Raw genomic sequence first — 17,604 nt, 5'->3', positions numbered from 1 at the left:
ACGCACCTCTGGACGGGCGGGAAACCTCGGGCCCGGTCACCGGCAACCCCCGCCGATGCGGGCGGCACTCGGGAAAGCCGCCCCCGGCCCGATACGGCTCGACACCCTGCCCCGCACGCTCTCTACGCACCCCCGGACGGGCGGGAAACCTCGGACCCGGCGGGCGCCGTCCGCCTACCGGGCCGGGCGGGGCCTGTGCAGGGCACTCCCGGTGCGGACCCGCCGTCCGGGAACGCGTCCCGGAAGGGGCGTCGGCCGGCGTGAGCGGGCAGCACGGCCCTGCCCGCCGGCCCCCGTACGCTTGCTCGGTGTGAGACGCAGACGGGCGGTGCCGCCCTCCCCCCTGCCGCAGCGCGACGGTGTGGACCCCGTGCGGCTGAGGCTGCCGGCCGGGGAGCAGTGCGCCACGGTGCGGGATCATCTGGTGCGACGGCTGGCGGCCGGCGCCGGAGTGATCGACGGGATGTTCGACGCGGGGCTGATCGTCGGGGCGGACGGGCGGGCCGTACCGGCAAGGACGCCGTACGCGCCCGGTATGTTCCTGTGGTTCCACCGGGAGCTGCCCGACGAGGTGCCGGTACCGTTCCCGTTGGAGATCGTCCACCGGGACGAGCACATCGTCGTCGTCGACAAGCCCCACTTCCTGGCCACGACCCCGCGCGGCGGCCATGTCACCCAGACCGCGCTCGCCCGCCTCCGTCGTGAGCTGGGCATCCCGGAGCTGGGTGCCGCACACCGCCTCGACCGGCTCACCGCGGGTCTGACGCTGTTCACGGTGCGGCCCGGGGAGCGCGGCGCCTACCAGACGCTCTTCCGCGACCGTCGGGTGCACAAGGAGTACGAGGCCGTCGCCCCGCACGACCCGGCGCTGGAGCTGCCCCGGACCGTACGCAGCAGGATCGTGAAGGAACGCGGGGTGCTGACCGCCGAGGAGATCGAGGGCGAGCCCAACGCCGTGACCCGGGTGGAGCTCACCGGCCACCGCCCGGACGGCCTGGCCCGGTACCGGCTGGTGCCCGGCACCGGGCAGACCCACCAGCTGCGGGTTCATATGAGCGCGCTCGGCGTGCCGATCCTCGGTGATCCCCTGTACCCCGTGGTGACCGGCCCCGTCCCGGCCGGTGACTTCCGGCGTCCGCTGCAACTGCTGGCGCGGAAACTGGAGTTCACCGACCCGGTGACAGGGGTGGAGCACCGGTTCACCAGCGGACGGGTGCTCACGGCCTGGACCTCGTACGAGGAGTGGGCTGCCGGTCAGTAGCCGCGCCACCAGCGCAGCAGGCGCTGCCACGCGTTCCGCGGCGGGGTGGGTTCCGCCACCGGCCCCGGCGGGGGCGTGGGCACCGGCGTGGGCGGCTCGACGTGCGGGGCGGACGGCGCCGGTTCGGACGCCGGCCCGGTCTTCGGCTGGGCCGCGCCGCCGTCGATGTGCCAGTCCTGCCGCACGGGCGCGCCGTTCTCATGGCTCGGCCGCTGCTTCACGTCCTGCTGCGGCCGGGGCGTGAAGTGCACGGGCAGTTCCACGAGATGCCGTGAGGCGATGGACTCGGTGAAGCGCAACTCCTTCTCGTCGATGCTCAGTTCGACGTCCGGCAGCCGCATGAGCAGCGCGTCGACACCCACTTCGGCGATGGTGCGGCCGATGTCCTGGCCGGGGCACTCGTGCGGGCCGCCGCCGAAGGCGAGGTGCGAGCGGTTGCCCATCATGTCGGCGGTCGGATCGGGGCGGACCCGGGGATCGACGTTGGCCGGGGCGGGCGCGAACAGCAGTCCGTCGCCCCTGCGGATGCGCTGGCCGCCCAGCTCCGTCTCCTGCTTGGCGTAGTAGGCGAAGATGGTGCTGAACGGCGGTTCGTCCCAGAGCAGTTGCTCCACCGCCTGCGGCACGGTCATCTGACCGCCGTTGAGCTGCGAGCGGAAGCGCGGGTCGATCAGCACCTGGCGCAGGACGTTGGCGAGAAGGTTGGCGGTGGCCTCGTAGGCGGCGATCAGCACCACGCGGAGGTGCTGGCTGACCTCCTCGTCGGTCAGCCCGGCCGGGTGGGTGACGAGATGGCCCGCGAAGTCTCCCAGCGGCTCGGCACGGCTGCGGGCCGTGAGCCGCTCCAGGGCCCCCATGATGTACGCGTTGCTGGCGATGGCGGTCTCGGTGCCCCGGAGCATGTCGCGGGCGGCCTCGACGATCCGGTCGTTGTACTCGTCGGGCATGCCGAGGACGTGGCACATCACGGCCATCGGCAGATGCTCGGCGTACTGGCCGACGAGGTCGGCCTCGCCCGCCTCGCAGAACCGGTTGACGACCCGCTGGACGCTGCGGTTGACGTGCCGGCGCAGGCTGCGGAAGTCGGTGGCCGCCACGGCGGCGTCGATGGTGCCGCGCAGCCGCTGGTGCTCGTCGCCCTCGGCGTGTGCGCACATCGGCTGCCAGGCGATGTGCGGCATCAGCGGGTGGTCGGGCTTGATCAGGCCCTCGGTGAGCGGCGACCAGATACGGCTGTCCTTGCAGTACTGCGCGGGGGTGCGCACCAGCTGCTGGCTCTCGGCATGGCCGAGGACCACCCACATCGGCACGTCGTCGTGGAGCAGCACGGGCGCCACCGGACCGTGCTCGGCCCGCAGTTCCTCGTACAGCTTCCGCAGGTCCTCCGACTCGTGCAGCCGGGCGAGCCCGCCGGGGCCCCGGCCGTGCGCGGGGCAGCCGGGGGGCGGTCCGGCCGGGGAGTCTCCCGTCAGGGAGTGGGGTTCAGGCGTCACAGTGGTCGCTCCGAAAAGGGGAAGAGGGGTCTGGGGAGGGAAGGGGGGCGGGGTCGATCCCGGCGATCAGATGCGCGAGCCCGTCATGGCGAGCGAGTGCAGGAACCGCATCAGGGTCATCAGGACGTCCCGGCTGGAGGCGCGGCGTCGCACATCGCACTCCACGATGGGGATCCGCTCGGACAGGTCAAGGGCGGACCGCAGCTCCGCGATGGGGTAACGCGGTCCGTCCGGGAAGGAGTTGACGGCCACGACGAACGGCACACCGCGCTCCTCGAGACGTCCCATCACGTCGAAGCTGACTTCGAGGCGACGGGTGTCGACCAGGACGACCGCGCCGAGCGCCCCCTCGAACAGCCCGTTCCACAGGAACCAGAAGCGCTCCTGGCCCGGCGTGCCGAAGAGGTACAGCACCAGCTGGTCCGTGATCTTGATGCGGCCGAAGTCCATGGCGACGGTGGTGGCCGTCTTGGACGGGGAGCCGAAGTTGTCGTCGACCCCGACGCCGGCCTGCGTCATGGTCTCCTCGGTGGTCAGCGGTCTGATCTCGCTGACCGATCCGACCATGGTCGTCTTGCCGACCCCGAATCCGCCCACGACGACGATCTTCACCGCGGCCTCGGCCGTATGCGGCAACTGATCCTCGGCCCGGGGTCCCGGGATGGTCTCAGAGCCTTTGAAGTCCATGCATCACCGCTTCGAGAAGGGAACGGTCGGGGAGCGCCTTGCGGACGATCGAGGAGCGCGCCTGGACCAGTTCCGCCGCCAGCATCTCCGTGAGCAGCACGGTCACCACGCTGAACGGCAGGCTGAGATAGGCCGACAGTTCGGCCACGGACAGGGGGGCGGCGCAGAGCCGGAGCAGCGCCGCCTGCTCGGGGGTGGCGGAGGGCGGGGGGTCCGGGGAGCGGGCCACGATCAGCGTCACCAGGTCGATGTCCGCCCGTTCGCCGTCCGGACCGGCGACCACGTACAGCCGCTCGGGGTTGCCGCCCGTGCCCTGCTTCCTGGCCGGTGCGGCCGGCTGCGGAGTGGGCCCGTCCTGGGGGGAGCGCCGCCGGCGTTTCGGAGGAGTCATACGCTCTGCCCGTTCCGTCGCGGCGGACTGGTCAGATGGGCGCCGATGCGGACGACGAGATCACGCATCATGCCGCCCATACGGCCGGGTTCGCAGGTCATGTCGGAGAGCACCGCGAGATAGGCGTTGGCACCCGCCGCCATGAGGTAGAAGTAGCCCTCGTTGATCTCGATGAGCACCATCTTCATCTCGCCGTCGCCGTGCGGGAGTTCCTGGGCGACGGCCCCGGCGAGGCTCTGCACGCCCGCGCAGGCCGCGGCAACCCGGTCGGCGGCGTCCGGCTCACCGCCGTAGCGGGCAATGCGCAGACCGTCGGCGGAGAGCACCACGATCATCTCGACGCCGGGTACGCCGTCGGCGAGCTCCTTGAGCATCCAGTCGAAGTTGGCTCGTTGCTGGATCACTTGAGGTCCCCCTCGTCATCGGCCTCGGTGCGGGCCGGTTCGTTGATGAGATGCAGGTAGGCGGTCGGGTTCCGGGTGAAGTCGGTGGGGTGGACGCCCGGGTCGAGGTCCTTCTTCAGGCCCTCCCAGAAGGCGTCGACCCACAGCCCGGGCTCGCGGTCGTTCTGCTTCTTCTTCTCGGGCTCGGGCGTGGCCCAGATGTCGTGGTATTCCTCGCCCCGCTCCCTGGCCTCCCGCTCGGCCCGCTCGACGGCCGCCTGCTCGGCGTACCGCTGGGCCAGCGGGGTCTTCACCCGGCTGCGGCGCTGTGGCAGACCGCCCGCGGTCCACTCGGTGACCTCGGGGGCGTCGTCCTCCATCGGAACCGTGTCGGGGATGCGCGGGCTGGTGGGCCGGCGCCGCTTGGGGGCGCGCTCCGGGCCGGGGAGGGCGTCGACCGGGCGGGGGACGGCGGTCGCTCCGATGCCGTGGGCGAGACCCACACCGGGCTGGTCGGTGATCATCTCGCTCGGCACGACGAGTACGGCGCGGACGCCTCCGTAGGCGGAGGCGCGCAGGGAGACCTTCATGTCGAACGCGGTGCACAGCCGTCCGACGACGGCGAGGCCGAGGCGCGGGTTGCCCCCGATCTCCTGGAGGTCGACGCCCCGCTGGGCCTGCTCGAGGATGCCCTCGATGCGGGCCCGGGCCTGTTCGTCGAGGCTGACCCCGGCGTCCTCGATCTCGATGGCGACGCCGGTCTGCACCTCCGTGGCGGTGACGCTCACCTTGGAGGTCGGCGGCGAGTAGCGGGTCGCGTTGTCGAGGAGTTCGGCGGCGGCGTGGATGACCGGCTCGACGTAGATCCCCTTGATGTTGATCTTGGCGATCGACTTCAGGTCGATGCGGCGGTACTCGAGGATGCGGGACATGGCGCCGCGCAGCACGCTGTAGAGCGCGACGGGCTGGGGCCACTGGCGTCCCGGACGGCCGCCGCCGAGGACGGAGATGGAGTCGGCGAGGCGGCCGATCAGCGCGGTGCCGTGGTCGATGCGCAGCAGGTCGTCGAAGACCTCGGGGTTGCGGCCGTGGTCCTCCTCCATCTCGCGGAGTTCCTTGGCCTGCTGGTGGACGATCGCCTGGACGCGGCGGGCGATGCTGACGAAGGAGCGCTGGGAGGAGTCGCGCAGGTTCTCCTCGTCGTCGATGATCTTCAGCGTCGTCCTGAGCAGCTCGGTCTGGTACTTCGGCAGGTCGCGCCAGGCCGGGTTGAGCCGGGGCAGGGCGCGCATCACCTCGTCGGGGTCGTTGCCACTGTGCAGGTGGTCGAGGGAGGCGGGGACGACCTGCCGGATGAAGTGCTCTGTCTCCGTGTCGTGAGCGGCGATACGCGCCTCCAGATACACACGGTGACGGTCGTACTCGGCCCGGGTCTCCCGCAGTCGCCGGCCACGGCGCGCCGCCTCGGCCGCGGCGGCGGTCACCAGCAGGGTCGCGACGGTGCCACACACCCCGACGGCGGTCCGGGCGGGCTCCGTCACCAGGGCGACGGCGGCTCCGGTCGCCGCGGCCATCACTATGGCCGGCAGCAACAGCACACGTGCATAAAGAAGTTGGACACTCGCCATGTGAGCCCTCTGAGCGAATCGACTGATGACCGGGGAACGTGCACATAGGGGAACAAGCGCGCGAATTCATCTCAACTCGGTGCGCTGCGGGCGAGCTTAGTCCGGCAGGATCATCGCCATGTCATATTCAGCAAGTGCCGGAAATGACCTCTGAGGCAGGAGTACGCTCAGGGAATTTGCACGATACGACGTCATTCGAACACGCTCCGTCACTGCGTGCGGGCGTACGAAAACCACTCACCGTCACGGGTGAGGAAGGCACCCGGGTCACCTGATCCTGCCCGTCGGACTGGCCGGTCACGCGGCCCACGGGGGCGCGGGGAAAGCACGAGCCCGGCGCGCACGGGCGCACCGGGCTCGGGGCGGTACCGGCTCCGGCCCGGGTCAGCCCACGGAGGAGTAGGCGACCACTCCGCGCAGCAGCCCCTCGACCGCCTTGCGGGCGTTCCTGGCGACCGTCGAGCCCTCCACGGCCGGAGCCGCGGCCGAGATCTGGCCGAGTACGTCGATGACCTGCTTGCACCAGCGCACGAAGTCGCCGGCCGGCATCTCCGCCTCGCGCAGCACCTCGTCGAGACCCGTGCCCGAGGCCCACATATAGGCGGCCCAGGCGAAGCCCAGGTCGGGCTCGCGCTGGCCCACGCCCTCGGTCTGACTGATCCTGAAGTCCTCCTCCAGGGCATCCAGCCGGCCCCAAATGCGGACCATCTCACCGAGAGCCGCCTTGGCCCTGCCCGAGGGCAGTTTGGGCGCCATCGCGTCGTCGGCGACCCGGGCCTCGTACACCAACGCCGACACACAGGCGGCGAGTTCCGCGGGGGCGAGCCCTTCCCAGACGCCCTCGCGCAGACATTCACTGGCCAGCAGGTCGAGTTCGCCGTACAGCCGGGCCAGCCGCTTGCCGTGCTCGGTGACCTCGTCGCCGCGCAGATAGTCCATCTCGGTCAGCAGCGCGACGATCCGGTCGAAGGTGCGGGCGATGGTGTTCGTCCGGCCCTCGATACGGCGCTCCAGCTGCGAGGTGTCGCGCATCAGCCGGTGGTGGCGCTCGGCCCAGCGGGCGTGGTCCTCACGGTCCTGGCAGCCGTGACACGGGTGCGCCCTCAGCGCCTTGCGCAGCCGCGCGATCTCCCGGTCGTCCGCCGCCTGGGCACGCTTCTTGCGGTGCCGTTCGGGAGCGATGTGCCCGGCCTTGGTGCGCAGCGCGGAGGCGAGGTCCCGACGGGACTGCGGTGAACGCGCGTTGAAGGACTTCGGGATCCTCATCCGCTCCAGCGCCTCCACCGGCACCGGGAAGTCGACCGACGCCAGTCGCTTGACCTGCCGCTCGGCGGTCAGCACCAGCGGACGCGGACCGTCGTGGTACTCCACACCCCGGTGCCCGCCCGCACGCCCCGCGGGCAGCCCCGGGTCGAGCACCAGCGCAAGACCCGCGTACTTGCCGGCGGGAACGTGGATGACGTCACCCGGCTTGAGCTTCTCCAGCGCCACGGCGGCCTCCGCGCGGCGCTGCGAGGCGCCCTGCCGGGCCAGCTCGGTCTCCCGGTCCTTCAGCTCGCGGCGCAGCCGCGCGTACTCCTCGAAGTCGCCGAGGTGGCAGGTCATGGAGGCCTTGTAGCCCTCCAGTCCCTCCTCGTTGCGCTGCACCTGGCGCGAAATGCCGACGACCGACTTGTCCGCCTGGAACTGCGCGAAGGACGTCTCCAGCAGCTCCCGCGAGCGGTGCCGGCCGAACTGCTCGACCAGGTTGACCGCCATGTTGTACGACGGCTTGAAGCTCGACCGCAGCGGATACGTGCGCGTACCCGCCAGTCCCGCGAGGTGCTCGGGGTTCATGCCGCGCTGCCACAGCACCACCGCATGGCCCTCGACGTCGATGCCGCGCCGGCCGGCCCGGCCGGTCAACTGGGTGTACTCGCCGGGGGTGATGTCGGCGTGCTGCTCGCCGTTCCACTTGACGAGCTTCTCCAGCACCACCGAGCGGGCGGGCATGTTGATGCCGAGGGCGAGCGTCTCGGTGGCGAACACGGCCTTCACCAGACCGCGCACGAACAGCTCCTCCACGACCTCCTTGAACGTCGGCAGCATGCCCGCGTGATGGGCCGCGATGCCGCGCTCCAGGCCTTCGAGCCACTCGTAGTAGCCCAGGACGTGCAGGTCCTCGGCCGGAATGGAGGAGGTGCGCTCCTCGACCAGGGAGCGGACCCTCGCCCGCGCGTCCTCGTCGTTGAGCCTCAGCCCCGCGTACAGGCACTGCTGGACGGCGGCCTCGCAGGCGGCGCGGCTGAAGATGAAGGTGATGGCCGGCAGCAGGCCCTCGGCGTCCAGCCGCTCGATGACCTCGGGCCGGCTGGGCGTCCACACGCGCGAACGCTGTCTGCGCTCACGCTCCCGGTCGGCCTCGCGTGTATTGCCCCGCCCGCGGCGGCGGTCGCCCCACGGCGGGCGGCTCGCCTCCAGGCGGGCCATCCGCGTGAGGTCGGGGTTGACGGCCTTCTTGCGGCCCTCGCCCTCCTCGAACAGGTCGTAGATCCGGCGGCCGGCGAGCACGTGCTGGAACAGGGGCACGGGCCGGTGCTCGGAGACGATCACCTGGGTGTCGCCGCGGACGGTGTCCAGCCAGTCGCCGAACTCCTCCGCGTTCGACACCGTCGCCGACAGGGAGACCAGGGTCACCGACTCCTGGAGGTGGATGATCACTTCCTCCCACACGGCGCCGCGGAACCGGTCGGAGAGGTAGTGCACCTCGTCCATCACCACGTAGCCGAGGCCGAGGAGGGTCCGGGACCCGGCGTACAGCATGTTCCGCAGCACCTCGGTGGTCATCACGACCACCGGGGCGTCGGAGTTGACGCTGTTGTCGCCGGTCAGCAGGCCCACCTTGTCCGTGCCGTAGCGGCGGCACAGATCGGTGTACTTCTGGTTCGACAGGGCCTTGATGGGGGTCGTGTAGAAGCACTTCTTGCCCTGCCCGAGGGCGAGGTGGACGGCGAACTCGCCCACGATCGTCTTGCCTGAGCCGGTGGGCGCGGCGACCAGCACACCCTTCCCCGATTCGAGCGCCTGGCAGGCCTCGATCTGGAAGGGGTCGAGGCCGAAGTCGTACATCTCGCGGAAGGACGCGAGCGCCGTGGCCTGCTCGGCAGCGCGCCTTCGTGCTGCCGCGTACCGCTCGGCCGGTGAGAGATCCTCTGTCATCGTGCTTTCGAGCGTACCGGGCCGCACCGACAACAGGACGATCATTATCGGGAACCGTCTCCGCGGGCGGTGAGGCCTACCGGATCAAGGGCCGACGACCCGCAGGGCGCCCGGCACGCACCGCGCGGTGAGCGGCAGCGGCCCCACCGGTTCCCCGTCCGCGTAGCCGGTGACCTCCTCGGCGGCCAGCTCGACGCTCTGGGCGCGCAGCACGGTGATCGCGGGATGGTCGACGTGCGTGCCCCGGTACACGCTCGGGAACACCCGCAGCAGCGTGGCACGGCTGCACTCGCCCACCACCGTGATGTCGAACAGCCCGTCGGTGAGATCCGCTCCGGGGCATATCCGCATGCCGCCGCCGTACGACGGCCCGTTCCCGACGGCCACCAGGGTCGCCCCGACCTCGCGGACCTCACCGCCGTCGAGGGTGATCCGGTAGGGCAGCGGCCGGAAGGCGGCCAGTTCGGCGACCATCGCGACGTCGTACTTCAGGCGCCCGAGCGGCAGCCGCATCCGGTTGCCGCGGTCGTTGACCCGGGAGTCGAAGCCGGAGGCGAGCACGGCGCCGAACCACCGGTCGCCGATCCGGCCGAGATCGATGTCGCGGACCCGGCCGCACTTGAGGGCGTCGGCGATCATCCGGCCGGCCGCGGCGGGGTCCCGCACCGGCATGCCGAGCGCTCGGGCGAAGTCGTTGCCGGTACCCGCGGCGACCAGGCCGAACGGGGTGCCGGTACCGACGACGGCCTGCAGGGCGAGGTTCGCCATGCCGTCGCCCCCCACGGCGATCAGGGCGCCGGTGCCCTCGTCGAGGGCGGCGCGCGCCCGGACCAGGGCGTCCTGGGGGTTGTCGCCGAGGACGGTCCGCACCGAGAAGCCGGCGTCCCGCAACGCGGAAGCGGCCGGCAGCGCCGCGCGGGCGCCCCGGCCGCGGCCCGCGGTGGGGTTGACGAAGAGGGTGATCTCGCTGGTCACGGAAGTGACCCTATGAGCTGCGAGGGGGTCCTCAGGTCACGTCGTCATAACCGTTGACCCGGTCCCTGGTCGACTGCTCGGGCAGGGCGGCCACGGGTTCCACGGGGTCGATGGCCTCGGGGGTCAGATCCAGCTCGGACGCCTCGTCGTCGGCGGGGCCCATGGCCTCGATGCGGCGCTTGCGTCGGTCGTTGAGCAGGGCCACCAGGACCGCTGCGAAGTACAGGATCCAGATCGGTCCGGCGAGCGCGATCATCGTCAGCGGGTCGGTGCTCGGCGTGGCGATGGCCGCGAACAGCGTGATGCCCATGATCATGCCCCGCCACCAGCCGAGCATCCGCTGGCCGGTCAGCGCCCCGGTGAAGTTGAGCATGATCAGCAGCAGCGGCAGCTCGAAGGAGAGCCCGAAGACGACCACCATGCGCGTGACGAGGTCGAGCAGGTCGTCCAGCGGCAGCAGGTTGTCGACATTGCCGGGCGTGAAGTCGATGAGCACCTTGGCCGTGGTCGGCAGCACCCGGTACGCGAAGTAGGCGCCGCCGAGGAACAGCGGGAAGCCGGTGGCGACGAACGCGTAGGCGTACTTCTTCTCGTGCCGGTGCAGACCGGGGGCGACGAAGGCCCACAGCTGGTACAGCCAGACCGGCGCGGCGAACACGATGCCGGCCATCAGGGAGACCTTCAGTGCCAGCGTGAACGGCGTGAGCAGGCCGTTGATGGTGATCATCGCGCACGGCTGCGACTCGTCCCGCGAGCGGGACAGTTCCTCGAAGGACTGACCGCATCCGACCGACTTGAGCACCGGGTCGGTGAAGAAGTTGATGATGTCGTTGTAGAAGAAGGCCGCGACGACCGTCACCAGGACGATGGCCAGCAGCGCCTTCGCAAGCCGGTTGCGGAGCTCACGAAGGTGCTCCGCGAGGGGCATCCGGCCCTCGGGATCCCTCTCCTGTTTGCGGGCAGACTTCAGCAACCCACGTTCCCATCTCGTGCGGCGGGCCGGTGGTCACCGGCCCTGCGTCAGCGCTTGGTCGTGTCCGTCGGCTCCGCCACCGGGCGGGAGCTGGTCACGTCGCCAGGGGCGGCCTGGATGGTGCGCTGCGCCGGGGTCTCCTCACCGGGGGCCGGCGGGTCGGCGGGAGCGGAGGACTTGTCCTCCTTCATGGCCTTGGCCTCGCTCTTGAGGATGCGGGCCGACTTGCCGAGCGACCGCGCCATGTCCGGCAGCTTCTTCGCGCCGAACAACAGAATGACGACGACGAGGATGAGAATGATCTCGGGAGCGCCGATCTTGCCACCGAACATAAGTCTTTACCTTCTCACCGAGGCTGCGGGGGGTGCTGGCCGACCGGCCGGACACGCGTCCGAACGGTCGTGTTGACAGCGATCGTAACGCTCAGGGGTGAACGCGAGGCAATCCCCGTGCGTACTTCCCGTCCGCGGTCCGGGCCTCGTTCTCCGGTCCGCGCTCAGCAGCGTACCTGCCATACCCCACAACTCGACAGGCCACAACACCCGGGCCCCACCCTCCCCGGACCACCCCACCGCTTCCACTGACAGCCGCGCCGCCCCCGCCCTCCACTGACAGCCGCGCCGCCCTCCGCCCTCCGCAGACAGCCGCGCCTCCGCCTCCCCGCCCCCGCCCTCCGCGGGCAGTCGTGCCTCCCCCAGTGCCTTAAGGGCCTGGGAGGTACCCCCAGGGCGATGGGGGTCCCCCCGCTCATGGGGGTCCCCCCGCTCGAGCGAAGTCGAGAGTGGGGGAGAAGCCGAGAGTGGGGGAGGGTGGGCGCGACGGCACCCCGCAAGCGCCGGGCTGCGCAAACACCCCCCGCCCAGCACCCACACCGGCTCACCCACCTCAACGCAGCCCACGCACCCGCCCGCCGGCCACCCGGCACCAAGGCCCGCACCAGCTCACAGCGCCTCCGCGGACCGCGCCACCCCACCCGCCGCCCGCTCCAGATCCTCCGCCGCCCGACCGATCCTCCGCGCCGAGTCCGCGACCTGCCTCCCCAGCCGCTCCGCCTCGACGAAGACCCGGACGGCAAGCACGCCGAGCACCAGGACACCCAGGAATCCCACGACAACCGCGAACATCGGCCAGAACATGGGGGCGAGCCTAGACGGTCGAGTGCAGCCGCAGCGTCCGGACCCCGCCTCCGGTCAGCAACTCCACGATCCGCTCCCCCGCCGGCTTGCGCACGGCCGCCCCGCACCGCGGACAGGTGAAGGAGTAGAAGGTCGTACGGTTGCTCGCCCCGATGGCCAGCCGCAGCGCACTCGCGGCAAGCTCGAAGCGCTCCCGGCAGTCCGGACAGCCCGCCCGGAACATCACCGGGGCCACGCTCCTCATCCCGGCGAACGCGGACGCCGCCGTCATGCCCCGCGCCCCAGGGGTCGCCGACTCGCTCAAAGCCCTCGCTCCTGCCTGTCGTCCTGCCGTGCCCCACCGGCCGCCGGCCCCACACCGGCCGCCCGCCCCACGCCGACGGCGGAACCCCCGCCCGGCGTCCGCCCCGCGCCGAACGCCGAGTCCGCGTCGGCCGCGGCCCGCTGCCCGGTCATCCGGCCGCCTCGACCCCGTCGTACGCCGCCAGTGCCTCGCGGGCCGCCTGCCGGGCACTGTCGGCGAGCTCGGCCGGCTCGACGATGCGCCCGTCCCGGCCGAGCCGCAGCGCCAGCCGCCTCAGCGAGGCCGGGTCGGGCGTGCGCAGAGTGACACGCAGCCCGCCGTCGGGAAGCTCATCCGCGCTGTCGTGGGGGTAGTACTCGGCGACCCAGCGTCCGCCCGGCGCGACCTCGACCACCACCTCCGGATCCTCGGCCGCGGGCTGCACCAGCCCTTCCGACAGGTCCCGCAGCTCGACCTCGGGCGGCGCGGACGGCTCGTCGAGGATCCTGATCTCGGCGACCCGGTCCAGCCGGAAGGTGCGGCGCGCCTCGGAGCGGCGGCACCAGGCCTCGACATAGGTGTGGCCCACGCTGACCAGGCGGATGGGGTCGATCTCCCGCTCGGTGACCTCGTCGCGCGCGGGCGAGTAGTAGCGGATCCACAGTCTGCGGCGCTCGGCGATGGCCCGGTCGACGTCCGCGAAGACCCCTCCCTCGGACTCGAAGGTCACCGACAGACGGGAGCTGGCCCCGGCCGCCTCACCGGCCGAGGTCTCGACCTTGGCCGTGGCGCGCAGCAGCGCCTGCCGGTCGCTCTCCCGCAATCCGGGCAGGGTGGCCACCGCGCGGGCGGCGACGAGCAGAGCGGTGGCCTCGTCGGCGGCCAGCCGCAGCGGCTCGGCCGCGTCCGCGCCGAGGGCGGCCGGGTTGTGCCACCAGATGCGCTCGCCGTCGGTGTCGATGTCCAGCAGATCGCCGCCGCGGAAGCTGGTGCCGCACATCGGCAGCACATCGAGGTCGCTGACCAGCTCGTCCTCCGTGATGCCGAAGGCGCGTGCGACGTCCTCGATCCGGGCGCCGGGACGCTCGCGCAGATACGTCACCAGCGACAGCATCCGGCGGGTCTGGTCGATGGCGTTCACGGGCCTGACCGGTTTGCCTGCCACGTTCTTGTCCGCTCCCCCTCAGCCCTTGGCCACGGCGCGCAGCCGGTCCACCACGTCGGCCCGCAGCTCGGCGGGCTCCAGGACCACCACGTCGGGCCCGAACTCCACCAGCCAGGCATCCAGGCCGTGTCCGTACGGAATCTCCAACTCGTCCCATCCGTCGCCGAGTTCCCGAACGGTGGTGGCCTTCGCCCGAAGGGGGTAACCGGCGCCGGAGCGCAGCCGGATGCGCGCCGAGCGGTCGGCGCTCTCCCCGGCCCAGCTCGCCACGGTCTCCCGTACGGTGACGACGTCCGGCACCGGGACGGTGAACCGGCCGCTGCGCGAGCGCACCTTGCCGGTGATCCGGGAGAGCCGGAAGACCCGCTCGGCGCCCCGGTCGCGGTCCCAGCCGGCCAGGTACCAGTGGCCGCGCCAGCACTCCAGCGCCCACGGTTCGACATGCCGGGCCCCGGGCTGGGCGGCGTTGGCCTTGCGGTAGTCGAAGACGACGGGACGGCGGTCGCGGCAGGCCAGCATCAGCGGCTCGAAAGCGGCCTCGTGCACGGGGATGCGCGGTTCGAGCGCGCCATGGGCGCCGTACGGGTCGACGTCCTCGGGGAGGCCCGCGGCACGCAGTTTCTGCAGGGCGCCGCTGGCCGCTCCGGCGAGCCGGGCCTGTTGCCACACCTTGGCGGCGAGCCCGAGGGCGGCGGCTTCCTCGGCGTCGAGGGTGATGGGCGGCAGCCGGTTGCTGTCCCGGCGGGCGAGATAGCCCGTCTCTCCGTCGAGGTTCTCGACGGTCTCGATGACCAGTCCGAGTTCGCGCAGGTCGTCCTTGTCGCGCTCGAACATGCGGTTGAAGGAGTCGTCCGAGCCCGCTTCGAGATAGGCCTCGATGGACTCGCGCAGCTCGCGCTTGCTGAGCGGCCGCCGGGTCCCGAGCAGACACAGCGCCAGATTCATCAGCCGCTCGGCCTTGGCAATGGCCATCGACGCGCTTCGCCTCCCTATGGTGCTTACGACCGATGACCGTACCGCCCCGCGGTGGCGGGGCAAAAGCGGAGGGCCCATGCCCGGACAGGCATGGGCCCCAGGCGATCGACTCCGGTCGGATCAGACGCCGAGCAGGTCGACCACGAAGATCAGGGTCTCACCGGGCTTGATCGCCGGGGTGGGGCTCTGGTTGCCGTAGGCGAGGTGGGCGGGGATGGTCAGCTGACGGCGGCCGCCGACCTTCATCCCCTGCACGCCCTGGTCCCAGCCCTTGATGACCCGGCCGCCGCCCAGCGGGAAACGGAACGGGGTGCCGCGGTTCCAGCTGGCGTCGAACTCCTCGCCCGTGCTGAAAGCCACGCCGACGTAGTGAACGGTGACGGTCTGGCCCGCCTGCGCCACCTCGCCGTCGCCCTCCCAGATGTCCTTGATCTCGAGGTCCGCCGGGGGCTCGCCGCCCGGGAAGTCGATCTCGGGCTTGTCGATGCTCACGTCTAACGCTCCTGCTTGTCTGCGGAAAGGCGAACACGCACAGTCTTACATCCCCACGGCGTCACAGCTTCGCAAGGATGTCGACCGAGAAGACCAGCGTGGAGTCCTTCTTGATGTCGCTGCCCTGCGGCGGGTTGTCCCCGTAGCCCAGGTCCGGCGGGATGACGATGAGGACCCGGCTGCCGACCTTCTTGCCGGTGAGCCCCTGCGCCCAGCCCTTGACGACCTGCTGGAGCGAGAAAGACGTCAGCTGCCCCCGTCCGTAGGTCGAGTCGAACTCCTTGCCGCCGTCCCACAGCACGCCCTTGTACTGCACGAGGACGCTGTTGTCTGCGCCGAGTTCCTCGCCGTCGCCCTCGAGGACATAGGCGGCGACGAGCTCCTTCGGAGGGGCGGTGTCGGGCACGTCGATGGAGGGCGCCTTGCCGTCGGTGTTGGTGCCGACCTTGGGCAGGTCCTTGTTGTCCTGGGCCACTTCGCTGCCCTTGGCGGAGCTCTTGGCGTTGAACGTGTCCTGCAGGTCGACCACGAACACCAGTGTGTCGGTGCCCTTGATACCCGCCTGCTCGTTGCCCTGCTCGCCGTATCCCCAGGTGGGCGGGACGGCCATCTGGACGCGGCTGCCGGTCTTCTTGCCCGTGAGCGCGTACCGCCAGCCGTCGATGATGGTGCCCTGGGCGAGCTGGATGGCCAGCGGGGTCCCCCGGTCGTAGGAGTTGTCGAACACCTTTGCGGTGCTCCACACCTGGCCCAGGTAGTTGGCCACGACGAAGTCGTTCTCGGCGACCGTCTTGCCGCCGCCCGCGATGACGGTCTTGACCGCGAGGTCCTTGGAGGGTTCGCCGGTGCCCTTGGCGACCGTCGGCTTCTCACCGAACTTCGTGCCCGCCGTGATCGCCGGCAGCGGGCCGTCGACGATCTTCGGCGGCGCGGCGGACGTCCCGGGCGCCGAGGGCGACGCGCTGTCGTCGACACTGCCCGAGTCGGACTTGTCGTCGCCGCACGCGGCGAGGGTGGCCAGTCCAGCGGGAACGGCAATGAGAAGTGAGCGTCGGCGCACGGTGGGGGCCTCGTAATCATCGATCTTGGTGGGTGGCGTCCGCGCAACTCTACGGCGTGAGAAGGGCGCCGCACGGTGTAACAGTACGGCGCCCGTGTGACGTTCCGGGTATTTCGGGATCCCCCGGAGGAACGCTTCTCTCACATTCCGGCGATCAGCTTCTCCACCCGCTCGTCGACCGAACGGAACGGGTCCTTGCACAACACCGTGCGCTGGGCCTGGTCGTTGAGCTTGAGGTGCACCCAGTCGACGGTGAAGTCGCGCCGCTGCTCCTGGGCCCGCCGGATGAAGTCGCCCCGCAGCCGGGCCCGAGTGGTCTGCGGTGGTACGGACTTGCCCTCGAAGATCTTCAAATCGTTGCAGATCCGGGCGGCTTGTCCCCTCTTCTCCAGCAGGTAGTACAGGCCCCGCCGACGGTGGATGTCGTGGTAGGCGAGGTCTATCTGAGCGACCCGGGGGTGCGACATGGTCATGTTGTGCTTGGCCCGGTACCGCTCGAGAAGCTTGTACTTCATGACCCAGTCGATCTCGGTGCCGATGCGGTCGAGGTCCTCGGACTCGATCGAGTCCAGCGTGCGGCCCCAGAGCTCGAGCACCTGCTCGACGGTGCCGGTGCGGATGCCCCGGCGCTCGACGAAGTCCACCGCCTTCTCGTAGTACTCGCGCTGCACCTCCAGCGCGGAGGCCTCCCGGCCGCTGGCCAGGCGGACCTTCCGGCGCCCGGTGATGTCGTGGCTGACCTCGCGGATCGCCCGGATCGGGTTCTCCAGGGTGAGGTCGCGCATGACGGTGCCCGCCTCGATCATGCGCAGCACCAGGTCGGTGGCGCCGACCTTGAGCAGCATGGTCGTCTCGGACATGTTCGAGTCGCCCACGATGACGTGCAGGCGGCGGTAGCGCTCGGCGTCCGCGTGGGGCTCGTCGCGCGTGTTGATGATCGGCCGGGAGCGGGTCGTCGCGGAGGAGACGCCCTCCCAGATGTGCTCGGCCCGCTGGCTGACGCAGTACACGGCCCCGCGCGGCGTCTGCAGCACCTTGCCGGCGCCGCACAGCAGCTGGCGGGTGACCAGGAAGGGGATGAGGATGTCCGCCAGCCGGGAGAACTCCCCGTGCCGGGCGACGAGATAGTTCTCGTGGCACCCGTAGGAGTTACCGGCCGAGTCGGTGTTGTTCTTGAAGAGGTAGACGTCGCCCGCGATTCCCTCCTCGTGCAGGCGTCGTTCGGCGTCCACCAGGAGTCCTTCGAGAATGCGCTCGCCGGCCTTGTCGTGGGTGACCAGCTCGGTCACGTTGTCACATTCCGGCGTTGCGTATTCCGGATGTGACCCCACGTCGAGATAGAGGCGGGCGCCGTTCCGCAGAAAGACATTGCTGCTTCGGCCCCATGACACGACACGGCGGAAGAGGTACCGCGCCACCTCGTCAGGCGACAGGCGGCGCTGTCCCCTGAACGTGCACGTGACGCCGTACTCGTTCTCCAGCCCGAAAATGCGGCGGTCCATGA

Annotated in this window: 17 protein-coding genes; 1 reads left to right on the top strand and 16 read right to left on the bottom strand. The window is 70.8% G+C overall.

Annotation, left to right across the window (positions count from 1 at the left end; genetic code table 11):
* The first annotated feature begins 310 nt into the window (after window positions 1-310).
* A complete protein-coding gene (locus ACIF9R_RS00945; protein WP_399972456.1) occupies window positions 311-1,261 on the top strand; it encodes an RluA family pseudouridine synthase in 951 nt (316 codons plus the stop codon).
* Here the strand turns inward: ACIF9R_RS00945 and ACIF9R_RS00940 are convergent.
* The 16 genes from ACIF9R_RS00940 to pafA all read right to left on the bottom strand — a co-directional run bounded on the left by ACIF9R_RS00940 (window position 1,255) and on the right by pafA (window position 17,602).
* Entirely contained in the window at window positions 1,255-2,754 is a 1,500-nt protein-coding gene (locus tag ACIF9R_RS00940; RefSeq protein WP_399972453.1) for a cytochrome P450, read from the bottom strand. The two genes, ACIF9R_RS00945 and ACIF9R_RS00940, sit on opposite strands and share 7 nt — an antisense overlap.
* A 66-nt stretch (window positions 2,755-2,820) precedes the next feature.
* A complete protein-coding gene (locus ACIF9R_RS00935; protein WP_399972451.1) occupies window positions 2,821-3,441 on the bottom strand; it encodes a GTP-binding protein in 621 nt (206 codons plus the stop codon).
* On the bottom strand, window positions 3,422-3,832 hold the full coding sequence (locus ACIF9R_RS00930) for a DUF742 domain-containing protein (RefSeq protein ID WP_399972450.1): 411 nt from the start codon (window positions 3,830-3,832) through the stop codon (window positions 3,422-3,424). Before ACIF9R_RS00930 ends, ACIF9R_RS00935 begins: the two co-directional genes overlap by 20 nt.
* Entirely contained in the window at window positions 3,829-4,236 is a 408-nt protein-coding gene (locus ACIF9R_RS00925; RefSeq protein WP_399972447.1) for a roadblock/LC7 domain-containing protein, read from the bottom strand. The genes ACIF9R_RS00930 and ACIF9R_RS00925 overlap by 4 nt, the downstream gene beginning before the upstream one ends.
* The gene (locus ACIF9R_RS00920; RefSeq protein ID WP_399972444.1) at window positions 4,233-5,843 is read right to left on the bottom strand and encodes a sensor histidine kinase; all 1,611 of its coding nucleotides are present in this window, start codon (window positions 5,841-5,843) and stop codon (window positions 4,233-4,235) included. Before ACIF9R_RS00920 ends, ACIF9R_RS00925 begins: the two co-directional genes overlap by 4 nt.
* Window positions 5,844-6,227: 384 nt before the next feature.
* A complete protein-coding gene (locus ACIF9R_RS00915; protein ID WP_399972442.1) occupies window positions 6,228-9,086 on the bottom strand; it encodes a DEAD/DEAH box helicase in 2,859 nt (952 codons plus the stop codon).
* A gap of 39 nt (window positions 9,087-9,125) precedes the next feature.
* Window positions 9,126-10,016: a diacylglycerol kinase gene (locus tag ACIF9R_RS00910; RefSeq protein ID WP_399972439.1), complete on the bottom strand. Its 891-nt coding sequence runs from the start codon at window positions 10,014-10,016 to the stop codon at window positions 9,126-9,128.
* A 31-nt stretch (window positions 10,017-10,047) separates the two neighbouring features.
* On the bottom strand, window positions 10,048-10,989 hold the full coding sequence (gene tatC, locus ACIF9R_RS00905) for a twin-arginine translocase subunit TatC (protein WP_399972436.1): 942 nt from the start codon (window positions 10,987-10,989) through the stop codon (window positions 10,048-10,050).
* 47 nt (window positions 10,990-11,036) lie between these two features.
* Window positions 11,037-11,321, bottom strand: a complete 285-nt coding sequence (gene tatA / locus ACIF9R_RS00900; RefSeq protein ID WP_399972434.1) for a Sec-independent protein translocase subunit TatA — start codon at window positions 11,319-11,321, stop codon at window positions 11,037-11,039.
* A gap of 609 nt (window positions 11,322-11,930) precedes the next feature.
* Window positions 11,931-12,125 (bottom strand): hypothetical protein, encoded by a 195-nt coding sequence (locus tag ACIF9R_RS00895; RefSeq protein ID WP_399972431.1) that lies wholly within the window; start codon window positions 12,123-12,125, stop codon window positions 11,931-11,933.
* Window positions 12,126-12,135: 10 nt separating this feature from the next.
* Window positions 12,136-12,429, bottom strand: coding sequence for a hypothetical protein (locus ACIF9R_RS00890; protein ID WP_399972428.1), 294 nt, complete (start codon window positions 12,427-12,429; stop codon window positions 12,136-12,138).
* A gap of 148 nt (window positions 12,430-12,577) precedes the next feature.
* A complete protein-coding gene (locus ACIF9R_RS00885) occupies window positions 12,578-13,573 on the bottom strand; it encodes a helix-turn-helix transcriptional regulator (RefSeq protein ID WP_399972426.1) in 996 nt (331 codons plus the stop codon).
* A gap of 18 nt (window positions 13,574-13,591) precedes the next feature.
* The gene (locus ACIF9R_RS00880) at window positions 13,592-14,545 is read right to left on the bottom strand and encodes a helix-turn-helix transcriptional regulator (protein ID WP_399972424.1); all 954 of its coding nucleotides are present in this window, start codon (window positions 14,543-14,545) and stop codon (window positions 13,592-13,594) included.
* Between the two features lie 123 nt (window positions 14,546-14,668).
* Window positions 14,669-15,040, bottom strand: a complete 372-nt coding sequence (locus ACIF9R_RS00875; protein ID WP_030835713.1) for an FKBP-type peptidyl-prolyl cis-trans isomerase — start codon at window positions 15,038-15,040, stop codon at window positions 14,669-14,671.
* Window positions 15,041-15,101: 61 nt separating this feature from the next.
* On the bottom strand, window positions 15,102-16,100 hold the full coding sequence (locus tag ACIF9R_RS00870; protein ID WP_399972421.1) for an FKBP-type peptidyl-prolyl cis-trans isomerase: 999 nt from the start codon (window positions 16,098-16,100) through the stop codon (window positions 15,102-15,104).
* A 140-nt stretch (window positions 16,101-16,240) separates the two neighbouring features.
* On the bottom strand, window positions 16,241-17,602 hold the full coding sequence (pafA, locus tag ACIF9R_RS00865; protein WP_103546365.1) for a Pup--protein ligase: 1,362 nt from the start codon (window positions 17,600-17,602) through the stop codon (window positions 16,241-16,243).
* Window positions 17,603-17,604: the final 2 nt, after the last annotated feature.

The organism is Streptomyces sp. NPDC086080 (assembly GCF_044540255.1).
In the GTDB taxonomy this organism is placed as follows: Bacteria; Actinomycetota; Actinomycetes; order Streptomycetales; family Streptomycetaceae; genus Streptomyces.
Note: the sequence above shows the minus strand (reverse complement) of the source record. Positions and strands in the feature narration are given on the sequence as shown.